The sequence below is a fragment of the Polyangium mundeleinium genome (assembly GCF_028369105.1).
Lineage (GTDB): Bacteria > Myxococcota_A > Polyangia > Polyangiales > Polyangiaceae > Polyangium > Polyangium mundeleinium.
Genome location: NZ_JAQNDO010000001.1, coordinates 2,288,981 through 2,300,340 on the forward strand (window position 1 = coordinate 2,288,981; position 11,360 = coordinate 2,300,340).

The following is an 11,360-nucleotide window of genomic DNA, read 5'->3' on the forward strand; positions in this document are numbered from 1 at the left end:
TGCTTTTCTAGCTTTGGCGGCGCAATTCGTCGATCCAGGCGCGGGCCGAGGCTTCGTCGGGGAACGTCTCGATCGGCAGGCGCATCATCGGGAGCCCGAGCCGACGCGCGGCCCGCAGGACCGCGCTGTTTTGCATGCGCTGCTGGAAGTTCGCCCCGAAGATCGCCGTGCCGCGCATGTACTGTGTCGGCCGCGAATTGAAGATCTGGAGCGACGTGGAGATCGCGTACCCCGTGATCCTCGACGAATCCCCGAGATAAAAGATGCTGCGTCCGAGCTGGGCCGCGCGCTTCTCGCTGAAGTCCAGCACACCGCGTACGTCAGCGCCGGAAAGATATCCGTTGGGCCGGCAGAGGACGATGTCCGGGGGCTCGAACCGGATGGGGTGCGCCCCGATGTAGCTCCAATCGTCGCTCGGCGTGTCCAACGGAGGCTCCTCCAGCTTCACAGATGAACGGACCCCCGCCTCGGTTCAATGTGGCCGCGCGCGGGTCGCAATGCTCCCGGAAGTTTCGTCACGCGGCCGAGTCGAGTAGAATCCCAGGCTTGCCGCGGCGGCGTTGATGACTTCCACCTGCCTGAAGTGCAAATCTCCTCTCGGCTCCGGCGCGACCGGCCGGGTGACGTGTCCTTCCTGTGGGCACGTGAACGACGTCCGCCCAGCCCCGGGCCTGCCGCCGCGGCCCACCGGGATCGGCGCCGCGGCCGTCGGTCCTTCGGCGCCGAAGCCCCCCGCGCCGCGCCCGCTCGCGCCGCCGCGCGTGGGCAACGCCTTCGCGGCGCCCGCGAAGCCGACTCTGCCGGTGGGTAACGCCTCCACGGCGCCCGCGAGCCCGCCTCTGCCGGTGGGCAACGCCTTCGCGGCGCCCGCGAAGCCGCCTCTGCCGGTGGGGAACGCCTTCGCGGCGCCCGCGAGCCCGACTCTGCCGGTGGGGAACGCCTTCGCGGCGCCCGCGAGCCCACCTTTGCCGGTGGGCAACGCCTCCGCGGCGCCCGCGAGCCCGACTTTGCCGGTGGGCAACGCCTCCGCGGCGCCCGCGCAGCCGCCGCCTTTGCCGGTGGGCAACGCCTCCGCGGCGCCCGCGGAGACGTTTTCCACGGAAAACAACGCACCCGCGGCCGCTCCCGACGCGCTCGACATCCTCGAAGACCCCTTCGCGATGCGCGACCCCTTCGCGGAGGCGCCCCTGGCCTCGCCCGGCGCGGCGACCACGAGCGACGCGGCCGCGACCCTCGTCCGTCCGGCTCCCGCGCCGGCCCCGGAACCCGCGCCGGCCCCGCGCGCCCCGGCCACCTCGCTCGGCACCGTCGCCCCCGAGGTCCCGGACGACATCGACGAGGACGCCCTCCTCGGCCGCCGCAAAAAAGGCTCCCTCCACCCCGCCGCCCTCGCGCTCATCGCCGCGGGCGCCGTTTTCGGGGGGGTCGCGGCCTTCCTCCTCCTCCGCCCAGCCCCGCCGGCCCCGCAGATCGTCTACGTCACCGCCTCCGCGAGCGCCGCCGCGGCCGCGCCTCCGCCCTCGGGCGGGCCCACGACCGAGGCCTCCGTCGCCGCCGGCGACCCGGCCGAGGCCCCCAAGACCGGCGCGTCGAACCGTCCGCTCGGCGGCCCCTGGCCCACGGCGGCCAAGACGGGGACGCCGGCCGCTGCCATCGATATGTCCGGCTTCCAGGGCCCGAACGTCACCGGCCCGACGAGCGGACCTGCGGGAGGCGCGCAGACCGCGGGCACGGGGCAGCTCTCCACGGGCGAGATCAGCGGCGTCGTCGAGGCGAACCGGCCCCTCGTCAAGCGGCGCTGCTGGCAGCCGGCCCTCGACGCGACGAAGGGCATGGGCGGCTCGTCGGCGCGTGTCTCGGCCTCGATCGTCATCGCGCCCTCGGGGGCCGTGCAATCGGTGAGCGCGAGCGGGGCGGAAAAGGATTACCCGGGCTTGTCGAGCTGCATCGCGGCCCGCATCAAGGGGTGGAAATTCCCGGTCTCCGGGGGCTCGACCCCGGTGAACATCCCCTTCGTGTTCGCTGCGCAATGAACGGCGCGCCCGAATCGCCTTTGATTTCCAGAGGAGAGGACGGTATCGAATCGCCATGACCGAACGAAAGATCCGCATCCTCGTCGCCAAGCCCGGCCTCGATGGTCACGACCGCGGCGCCAAGGTCGTCGCGCGCGCGCTGCGAGACGCGGGGTTCGAGGTCATCTATACGGGCCTGCACCAGACGCCCGACATGATCGCCAGCGCCGCCGTCCAGGAGGACGTGGACGCGGTGGGCCTGTCGATCATGTCCGGCGCCCACAACACGCTGTTCCCCGCCGTGATCCAGGCGCTCCGGGCGCGCGGCGCGGACGACATCGTGGTGTTCGGAGGCGGGATCATCCCGGACGACGACATCACCCGGCTGAAAGAGGCCGGCGTGAAGGGGGTCTTCACCCCCGGGACCCCGCTGAAGAGCATCATCGACTGGATCCACGACAACGTGGCCGCCTGAGAGGGCCCCGGCCGGGACGCCCTCCCGGCCCCCCGCGCTCCTCGCGCTCCTCGCGCCCCCACTCCTCCCCACTCCGACCTTACCCACCCCGTCCCTCCCTCCTCCGCTCCGCGAAGAGGGAGGGAAGAAAGCGGCCTTGCCAAACGGCGCCGCTTTTTTGGCCATTTCCATCGTTATCGGCATACCTGCGCACTCGTGCAGAGGCGCATCGGTTCCGGATCATCCGCCATCCACCCAATCGGCGCTTGGGGGCTCCGCCTGGGCAAGCCGGGTTATGCCCCCAAACCCCCGGTGGTCACTCCTGAGTCCACCACCTCTTCCCACCGGAGCCTGGATCTCGCCTCCGGCGGGCCCGTTCGTCGCGTCGGGGTTGGTCCGGAAAGGTGGGAGAGGGGAGGATTCCTACCTTCCTTGGGATCCGCCAAACTCCACAAAAAATGCAAACTGTTGACACCCAAGGGCCCTCTCCGTAGCGTGGCGGTGCCCCGTGGGGAAAAGTGGCAAAGATGCCCATGACCCGCCGGGTCCCTCCGGCGCGGGGAAAGCGCCTGGCTGGCAGGCACGAGCGGAGCCGACTCGGTGGGAACCATGTTTCGCGGTCATTTCGAGCACGCGATCGACGCGAAAGGGCGGACCAGCCTGCCCGCGCGCTTTCGCGACGTGCTCGATGCCGCTTGGGGCTCCGGGTCGCCTGACGGCGCCCTGTGCCCCAAACCCCCGGCCCCCGCGAGCGAGGTCTGCTTGATCCTGACGCCCGCTCTCTTCGACCCCTGCCTGCACTGCTACCCCCTGCGCGCCTGGGAGGAGCTCGAAGCCAAGATCGCGGCGCTCCCCCAGTTCGAGCCGAACGTCGTCGCCTTCCGCCGGAAGTACCTGTCGGCCGCCGTCGAGTGCGAGCTCGACAAACAAGGCCGGATCCTCGTGCCGCCCTCGCTGCGCGAGCACGCCGACCTGCACAAGGAAGTCCTGTGGGCCGGGATGGGCGCGACGGCCGAGCTCTGGTCGAAGGAGCGGTGGAAGGCCGCCCAGACGATGAGCGAGGCCGAGCTCGCGAGCTTCAAGGCCGCGATCGCGGAGCAGTTCCGCCTATGAACGTGGTGAACGTCGTGCCGATGCGAGACAAGGCCCCATCCCCCGAGCCGCACAAGGCGCCCCACGTAACGGTCCTCCGCCGCGAGGTGGTCCAGGCGCTCGCACCCCACGCTGGCGGCCTCTACGTGGACGCGACCCTCGGCGCAGGCGGTCACGCCGAGGCGATCCTCGAAGCAGCCCCGGGCTGCCGGCTCATCGGGGTCGATCGTGACGAGACGGCCCTCGCGCTCGCCAAGGAGCGCCTCGCGGAGTGGGGGGTTCGGGGGCCTAGCTCGGCTTTGCCGAGCGGAGCCCCCGAGCGTTGGGGAGACGATCGGGTGACGCTCGTGCACGGGCGGTTCTCGGACGTCGAGGACCACCTCGCGAAGATGGGCGTGGGGCCGGTGGACGGGCTCGTCGCCGACGTGGGCGTGTCGTCGATGCAGATCGATGACGCGACGCGCGGCATGAGCTTCCGCGCCGAAGGTCCACTCGACATGCGGATGGATCCGTCGAGCGGCGAGACGGCGCTCGAGCTGATCGAGCGGCTCGACGACGACGAGCTGGCGAACGTGATCTACCACTACGGCGAGGAACGAAGGTCCCGCCGGGTGGCGCGCTGCATCAAGCAAGCGCTGGCGAACGGGGAGCTCAAGACGACGCTGGATCTGCGTCGCGCCGTGGTGCGGGCCGTGGGGCCGTCGCGCGTGGGCGGGGTCGATCCGGCGACGCGGACGTTTCAGGCGTTGCGCGTCGCGGTGAACGGCGAGCTCGACGAGCTGGAAGCGCTGCTCCGCGCGGCGAGCCGCGTCGTGAAGATGGGCGGCATCGTGGCGGTGATCTCGTTCCACTCGCTGGAGGATCGGATCGTCAAGCACGCGCTGCGCGAGGCGAGCGTGTGGGAGCCGCTCTGGAAGAAGCCGCTCGTCGCGTCGGACGAGGAGGTCGCGGAGAACCCGCGCGCGAGGAGCGCGAAGCTCCGGGCGGCGCGGCGCGTCGCGCTCGCGGGGGATGAGGGCGGGCGGGGGTTCGGGGCGCAGAGCGCCGAAGGCGACTCGGAGCCCCGATCGTCAGAAGAGGTGTTCGCATGAGCGAGCACATGAACGAGCGCATGAAGCAGCGGCCGTTCCTCGCGCTCTGGTCGCTCGCGGTGGTCGCGAGCGTGGCGGCGTTCGTCGTGCACCTCGGGCTCCGCGGGAGGATCGTGGACCTCGGCTACAAGCTCGGCCGCGCGCGCGCCGAGCAAGGGCGCCTGCGCGAGGTGAAGCGCGTGCTCTCGCTGGAGGCGGCGAGCTACGAGACCCCGCAGCGTGTCGAGATGGTCGCGCGGACGTTGCTCGGCATGACGCCGCCGCCGCCCGAGCGCGTCATCCCGGTGCGCTGGGTCGTGAAGATCCAGGACGAGCCTTCCACGGATGGGGCTCCGCCCGGCGAGCCGGGCTCTGCCCCCTCACCCCCGCCTGATCCGGCTGCACCGTCGGGTGCTGCTGGCTCTCCTGTGCCCGGAGGTTCTCCGTGAAAAACCTCGATCCCAAGCGCGCGCGCTGGATCCGCATCCGCATGGGGATCCTCTGCGGGATGATGGGCCTCGGGCTCGGCGTGATCGTGTCGGGCGCGCACCGCATCCAGGTCGAGGACGGGCAGGACTGGTACGACCTCGCCGAGCGGCAACGGCAGCGGCGCCTGCACGTGACGCCGAAGCGCGGCACGATCTACGACCGCAACGGCGCGTCGCTCGCGGAGAGCGTCGAGGTGCCGAGCGTCTCGCTCGACGCGGTGGAGCTGCTCCGTGGCATCGAGGACCGCTACCTGCCGATGCGGATCCAGCAGTACGGCGAGCGCATCGCGCAGGCCTTGAACCTCCCGCAGGAGGAGGTCGTCGAAAAGATCAGCCGTCGCCGGCGCTTCGTCTGGCTGAAGCGGCGCGTCTCGGAGGCCGAGGTCGCGGCCGTGCGCGGGCTCGGCGAGAAGAACCAGCGTTACCCGCTGCGCGGGCTCCAGATCGAGGGCGAGGGCCACCGGTTCTACCCGAACCGCGAGCTCGGCGGCCCGCTCATCGGGTTCGTCTCGCCGGACGGCGAGGGGCGCGAGGGCCTGGAGCTCGCGCTCGATCACGAGCTGCGCGGCAAGAGCTCCGAGGTGCGCGGCCTGCGTGATCGCTCGGGCCGCCTGATCTTCTCGGAGGGGATCGAGGACGAGGCCGCGCTCGCGGGCCACAACGTCTTCCTCACGATCGACAAGGGGATCCAGTTCACGGCCGAGCGCGAGCTCGATGCCGCGATGAAGACCTACGAGGCCACGGGCGGCGCGGTCGTCGTCGCCGATCCCTCGACCGGCGAGATCCTCGCGATGGCGAGCGCGCCCGGCTACAACCCCAACGACTACGGCACAGCCGACCCCGACGCGCGTCGCAACCGCTGCGTCGTCGATCGCTTCGAGCCCGGCTCGACGATCAAGGTCTTCTCGATCGCCTCCGCGCTCGCCGCGCGCAGCGTGAACCCCACCGGCTCGATCTACTGCGAGGAGGGGAACATGGCGATCGACAACGTCGTCATCCACGACACGCACCCGGCCAAGTGGCTCACGGTCACGCAGATCCTCAGTTTGTCCTCGAACATCGGGACGTCGAAGATCGCGCTCGGTCTCGGCGAGCAGCGGCTCTACGAGGGCTTCCGTCGGTTCGGGTTCGGCGACACCACGGGCATCCCGTTCCCCGGCGAGAGCGTGGGCGTCCTCAGGCCGCGTGCAAGGCCGTGGGTCTCGGTCGAGACGGCGGCGGCCTCGTTCGGTCAGGGCATCAGCGTGACGACGTTGCAGCTCACGATGGCGATGGTCGCGATCGCGAACGGCGGCAAGCTGCTCGAGCCCGTGCTGATCAAGCGCGTGACGGACGGCGGCGGCACGTTGCTGACGGAGACGCAGCCGCGCGTGCGGCGCGAGGCGGTGCAAGCGTCGGTCGCGAAGATGATGTCGGAGATGCTCGTCGCCGTCACCGAGGGCGAAGGCACGGGCGTCGAGGCTGCGATTCCAGGCTTCCGCGTGGCCGGGAAAACGGGGACCGCGCAGAAAATCGACCCGGCGACGGGGAGGTATACGGACACGCACTACGTCGCCTCGTTCGTCGGGTTCGTCCCTGCGGACAAGCCGCGCCTCGTGATCGCGGTGGTGCTCGACGAGCCGCTCGGCGGCACCTACGGCGGTGGCTCGGTCGCCGCGCCGGTGTTCCGACGCATCGGCGAGATGGCGCTGCGGTACCTCGGTGTCACACCTCGCGGCAGTGTGCCCATGAAGCTCAGCGAGGTTTCGGATCGAGCGAAGGTCGGGGATCCGGCGTCGAGTACGTACCAGGTCCTCACGGAGGCGCGCGCGGCCGTGGCTCCGATCACGCCAGGCGTCGTGACGCCGTCGGCGCCGATGAAGAGCGGCGAGACGCGCGTCCCGGATCTGACCGGACAACCGGTGCGTGAGGCGATCCGCGCGGCGACCGCGGCGGGCCTGACCCCCACGGCGTTCGGCACGGGCCGCCTGTCGAAGGTCGAGCCGGCGGCGGGGACGGTGCTGCCCAAAGGTTCGGCGGTGAAGCTTTTCTTCGAGCCCTCGTCATGACGAACGAAAGGACGAACGAAGAGCTCCTCCACCCGCGGGAGGTGAGCGAGGGCGCGCCTCCTTCGTGCAAGCAGGCGAAGCTCGGCCGGAGGCTCGGCGATCTCGTGAACGAGATCCCGGGCGCGAAGCTCGCCTTCGGGGATCCGACCGTTTTTCTCACGGGCGTGCACCACGACTCGCGGCGTGTGTGTCCGGGTGATCTCTTCGTCGCGCGGACGGGCGCGCGTACGAGCGGCGAGCGCTTCGTGGCCGACGCGATCGGGCGCGGCGCGAGTGCGGTGCTCACGGCGCCGGGGGTGAACGTCGAGACGAACGGCCTGCCGCGGATCGAGGTCGCGGACGTGCCGAGCGCGCTCGCGTACGCGTCGGCGGCCATCTACGGGCATCCGACGTTCGCGCTCGAGGTCGTGGGCGTCACCGGGACGAACGGCAAGACGACGACGACGCACCTCGTGCAGGCGTGCCTCGCGGCCGCGGGCCAGCGGCCGGGGATCGTGGGCACGCTCGGGTATCGGTTCGGCGATCTCGACCTGCCCTCGACGCACACGAGCCCCGAGGCCGACGAGCTCGCGCGGATCGCAGCGGCGATGCATCTTCGCGGCGCGACGCACCTCGTGATGGAGGTCTCGAGCATCGCGGTCGCGGCGCGCCGCGTCGAGGCCGTGCGCTTCCGCGTCGCGGCGTTCTTGAACCTCACGCAGGATCACCTCGACTACCACGGCACGATGGAGGCCTACGCCGAGGCGAAGGCCCGCCTCTTCGTCGACCTCGCCCCCGGCTCGGCGGCGATCAACGTCGACGATCCGTTTGGCCCCGAGCTCGTCCAGAGGCTCGCGCCGCGTGGCCTCGGGGGTCCGTCGTCGGCGACGATCGCGCGGTTCTCCACGCGGATCGGCATCTCGACCGAGGAGGCCGACATCGCGCCCGTCTCGGTGGAGCACACGGCGTCGGGCATCTCGCTCGTGGCGCGGACGCCCGCGGGGCAGCTCTCGATCCGGTCGCCGCTCGTCGGCGCGCACAACGTGCAGAACCTGCTCGCGACCGTGGCGATTTGCTGGCTCTTGGAGATCGACCTCCACGCGGCGGCGCGTGCGCTCTCGGGGTCGATCCGGGTGCCGGGGCGGCTCGAGCGTTGCGACGATCCGTCGCGGGACGACGTCATCGTGCTCGTCGACTACGCGCACACGCCGGATGCGCTCGATCGGGTGTTGCAGAGCGTGCGCGCGTTCGGACCAGGTCGCGTGCACTGCGTCTTCGGTTGCGGCGGGGATCGGGATCCGAAGAAGCGCCCGCTCATGGGCGAGGCCGTGGCGCGCGGCGCGGACATCGCGTTCGTCACGAACGACAACCCGCGCAGCGAGGATCCGCGCGCCATCGCGGAGGCGATCCTGCCGGGGCTCGCGGGCGGCCGGGCGATCGTCCACGTCGAGCTCGATCGCGCGAAGGCCATCGAGCGCGCGGTGCTCGAAGCGGCGTCGGGCGACGTCGTGCTCGTCGCGGGCAAGGGCCACGAGCCGTACCAGATCATCGGCGCGGTCACGCTGCCGTTCGACGATCGTGTCGAGGCCGAGCGCGCGCTCCGCCTGCGCAGGGGAGAGGCCTGATGGGAACGCCGATTCCCACGAATCAAGCCTTTTTCCAGGCCCTCGATCTCATCCAGATCGTCGAAGGAGAGCTCCTCTACAACCGGAGCCTCTTCCTGCTCGGCTCGGTGCAAGGCGTCTCGACCGACACGCGCACGATCGTGCCTGGCGGGCTCTTCGTCGCCCTCCAGGGCGAGAGCTTCGACGGGCACGACTACCTCGCGCAGGCCGCGGAAAAAGGCGCCCGCGCCGCGCTCGTGGAGCGGCCCGTCGACGATGTCCCGGGCCTCACCCTGATGCGGGTTCGCTCGACGATCGATGCGCTCGGCGCGCTCGCGCGGGCCCACGTGGCGAAGTGGCGCTCGCGCGGGAAGGGCGACGACCGCAAGATCGTCGCGATCACGGGTTCCGCGGGGAAAACCACCACACGAACGGCGACCGCTGCGCTCCTCGATCGCCTCTTCCCGGACGCGGTGCACGCGACGCGCGGCAACTTGAACAACCAGGTCGGCGTGCCGATGGTGCTGTTCGGGCTCGAAAACCACAAGTACGCGGTCGTCGAGATGGGCATGAACCGGCCTGGCGAGATCATGTCCCTCGCGGCGATGGCCCAGCCGGACATCGCGATCGTGACGCTCGTCGCGGCCGCGCACGTGGAGGGGTGTGGCTCGATCGAGGGCGTCGCGCGGGAGAAGGGTGCGCTCTTTCGAGCGCTCTCGCCCAAGGGCATCGCCGTCGGCAACGGCGACGATGCGCGTGTCGTCGCCGAAATGGAAGGTACGCCCGCGGCGCGCCGTGTCCGTTACGGCACGGGCGACGAGGTCGATCTGCGTATCGTCGAGCGTCGACCGGACGGTTTTTCCTCGTCGCGCGTCACCCTCGCGCGCCCCGACGGCTCGTCCTTCTGGTTCCGGACGCCGCTCATCGGCGAGGCCGGCGCCTACGCCTGCGCCGCGGCCGTGGCGGCCGCCGAGGCCCTCACGGGGGAGCGCGTGACCTCGCAGGTCGTCGAAGAGGCCTTCGCTCTCGCGGACGTGGGCGGCGGCGGCGGTCGCCTCGTCCCGCGCGAGCTCGCGCGGGACGTCGTCGTGATCGACGACAGCTACAACGCGAATCCCGCTTCCTCCTCCGCGTCGATCCGCACCGCGGCCGAGCTCGCGCGGGACGCGGGCCGCAGGCTCGTGCTCGTGCTCGGCGCGATGTACGAGCTCGGCCACGAGTCGGCGCGCGGGCACGACGACGTCGGGCGTGTCGCGGCGCAGAGCGGCGCGGCGCTCGTGATCGCGGTGAACGGCGACGCGCGGCGGATCGCCGATCGTGCTTCGGAAGCAGGCATTCCTGCGCAGTTCTTCGAGACGAGCGCGGACGCGGCCCCAGCCGCCGCGCTCGCCGTTCAGCCTGGGGATCTGGTCCTCGTGAAGGGTTCGCGCGGCGTCGGAACCGAGCGAATCGTGCGTGCCCTCGCGGAGGTGACCTCGTGATCTACGAGCTCTTCTACCCCCTCAAGTTTCATTACAGCTCGCTCTCCTGGCTGAACGTCCTCCGGTACATCCCGTTCCGGACCATCATGGCGACGATCACCGCCATGATCCTCACGTTCGTGCTGGCGCCGTGGTTCATCCGCGAGCTCCGGCGCAAGCAGATCGGGCAGGTCGTCCGCAAGGAGGGCCCCGAGACGCACAAGGTCAAGGCGGGCACGCCGACCATGGGCGGCGCGCTGATCCTGCTCTCGTTGCTCCTGCCGACGGCGCTCTGGGCCGACCTGCGCAACCCCTTCGTCCTCGCGACGACGGCGGTGACGGCGGGCTACGGCGTCATCGGCTACCTCGACGATTACCTCAAGATCAAGCGCAAGAACACGGGCGGTTTGCCCGGCCGGTACAAGCTGATCGGGCAGGTCCTCATCGGCGGCTCGGCCATCTCGTACACGTTTCTTTTCACGTCCAAGCTTCCTGCCGACTGGGCCGAGATCAAGACGCGGCTCGCGCTCCCGTTCGCGGCCTTCTCGAAGCACTCGATCGATCTGCCGGTCTGGTTCTACGTCCCGTTCGCGGTCTTCGTCGTCGTGGCCTGGTCGAACGCCGTCAACCTCACCGACGGCCTCGACGGCCTCGCGATCGGCCCCGTGATGATCAACGCCGGCACGTACCTCATCTGGGCGTACGTCGCGGGCGCGACCATCGCGAACTTCTCGCTCGCGAACTACCTCGACATCCCGAAGATCGCCTCGGCCGGCGAGCTCAGCGTGTACTGCGGCTCGGTCATCGGCGCGGGCATCGGGTTCCTTTGGTACAACACCTACCCAGCCCAGGTCTTCATGGGCGACGTGGGATCGCTGGCCCTCGGCGGGGGCCTCGGCATGCTGGCGATCTTCACGAAGAACGAGCTCTTGAGCGTCCTGCTCGGCGGCGTCTTTTTCGTCGAGACGATCAGCGTCATCGCGCAGGTGACGTCGTTCAAGCTCACGGGCAAGCGCGTGTTCTTGATGGCGCCGATCCACCACCACTACGAGAAGAAGGGGTGGGCGGAGCCGAAGATCATCGTTCGCTTCTGGATCATCTCCATCCTCCTGGCGCTGGTCTCGCTGGCGTCGATGAAGCTCCGGTGAGGCCG

General features: G+C 70.4%; 10 protein-coding genes. 9 read left to right on the forward strand and 1 reads right to left on the reverse strand.

Annotated features, from left to right (window positions below):
- Positions 1 to 7 precede the first annotated feature (7 nt).
- Positions 8 to 427 carry a SpoIIAA family protein gene (locus POL67_RS09235; RefSeq protein WP_271916815.1) on the reverse strand — a complete coding sequence of 140 codons (420 nt, stop codon included), beginning with the start codon at positions 425 to 427 and terminating at the stop codon, positions 8 to 10.
- A gap of 217 nt (positions 428 to 644) precedes the next feature.
- On the opposite strand from POL67_RS09235, the gene POL67_RS53500 reads away from it, so the two are divergent.
- The 9 genes from POL67_RS53500 (at position 645) to mraY (ending at position 11,355) form a co-directional block, all read left to right on the forward strand.
- Positions 645 to 2,033 carry an AgmX/PglI C-terminal domain-containing protein gene (locus POL67_RS53500; RefSeq protein ID WP_271916817.1) on the forward strand — a complete coding sequence of 463 codons (1,389 nt, stop codon included), beginning with the start codon at positions 645 to 647 and terminating at the stop codon, positions 2,031 to 2,033.
- Positions 2,034 to 2,088: 55 nt separating this feature from the next.
- Positions 2,089 to 2,487, forward strand: coding sequence for a cobalamin B12-binding domain-containing protein (locus POL67_RS09245; protein ID WP_271916819.1), 399 nt, complete (start codon positions 2,089 to 2,091; stop codon positions 2,485 to 2,487).
- 588 nt (positions 2,488 to 3,075) lie between these two features.
- A complete protein-coding gene (gene mraZ, locus POL67_RS09250; RefSeq protein ID WP_271916821.1) occupies positions 3,076 to 3,579 on the forward strand; it encodes a division/cell wall cluster transcriptional repressor MraZ in 504 nt (167 codons plus the stop codon).
- Positions 3,576 to 4,649: a 16S rRNA (cytosine(1402)-N(4))-methyltransferase RsmH gene (gene rsmH / locus POL67_RS09255; protein WP_276075532.1), complete on the forward strand. Its 1,074-nt coding sequence runs from the start codon at positions 3,576 to 3,578 to the stop codon at positions 4,647 to 4,649. Before mraZ ends, rsmH begins: the two co-directional genes overlap by 4 nt.
- Positions 4,646 to 5,077: an FtsB/FtsL family cell division protein gene (locus POL67_RS09260; protein ID WP_271916823.1), complete on the forward strand. Its 432-nt coding sequence runs from the start codon at positions 4,646 to 4,648 to the stop codon at positions 5,075 to 5,077. Before rsmH ends, POL67_RS09260 begins: the two co-directional genes overlap by 4 nt.
- Positions 5,074 to 7,164 (forward strand): PASTA domain-containing penicillin-binding protein, encoded by a 2,091-nt coding sequence (locus POL67_RS09265; protein WP_271916825.1) that lies wholly within the window; start codon positions 5,074 to 5,076, stop codon positions 7,162 to 7,164. Before POL67_RS09260 ends, POL67_RS09265 begins: the two co-directional genes overlap by 4 nt.
- Positions 7,161 to 8,768 (forward strand): UDP-N-acetylmuramoyl-L-alanyl-D-glutamate--2,6-diaminopimelate ligase, encoded by a 1,608-nt coding sequence (locus tag POL67_RS09270; protein WP_271916827.1) that lies wholly within the window; start codon positions 7,161 to 7,163, stop codon positions 8,766 to 8,768. Before POL67_RS09265 ends, POL67_RS09270 begins: the two co-directional genes overlap by 4 nt.
- Positions 8,768 to 10,228: a UDP-N-acetylmuramoyl-tripeptide--D-alanyl-D-alanine ligase gene (locus POL67_RS09275; protein ID WP_271916829.1), complete on the forward strand. Its 1,461-nt coding sequence runs from the start codon at positions 8,768 to 8,770 to the stop codon at positions 10,226 to 10,228. The genes POL67_RS09270 and POL67_RS09275 overlap by 1 nt, the downstream gene beginning before the upstream one ends.
- Complete coding sequence (gene mraY / locus POL67_RS09280) at positions 10,225 to 11,355, forward strand: phospho-N-acetylmuramoyl-pentapeptide-transferase (protein ID WP_271916831.1); 1,131 nt, start codon at positions 10,225 to 10,227, stop codon at positions 11,353 to 11,355. The genes POL67_RS09275 and mraY overlap by 4 nt, the downstream gene beginning before the upstream one ends.
- Positions 11,356 to 11,360: the final 5 nt, after the last annotated feature.

What these genes read in the sequence shown, in the direction of transcription:
- POL67_RS09245 (WP_271916819.1), top strand. Translation starts at nt 2,089, where the DNA reads ATGACCGAACGAAAGATCCGCATCCTCGTCGCCAAGCCCGGCCTCGAT.
- mraZ (WP_271916821.1), top strand. Translation starts at nt 3,076, where the DNA reads ATGTTTCGCGGTCATTTCGAGCACGCGATCGACGCGAAAGGGCGGACC.
- rsmH (WP_276075532.1), top strand. Translation starts at nt 3,576, where the DNA reads ATGAACGTGGTGAACGTCGTGCCGATGCGAGACAAGGCCCCATCCCCC.
- POL67_RS09260 (WP_271916823.1), top strand. Translation starts at nt 4,646, where the DNA reads ATGAGCGAGCACATGAACGAGCGCATGAAGCAGCGGCCGTTCCTCGCG.
- POL67_RS09270 (WP_271916827.1), top strand. Translation starts at nt 7,161, where the DNA reads ATGACGAACGAAAGGACGAACGAAGAGCTCCTCCACCCGCGGGAGGTG.
- POL67_RS09275 (WP_271916829.1), top strand. Translation starts at nt 8,768, where the DNA reads ATGGGAACGCCGATTCCCACGAATCAAGCCTTTTTCCAGGCCCTCGAT.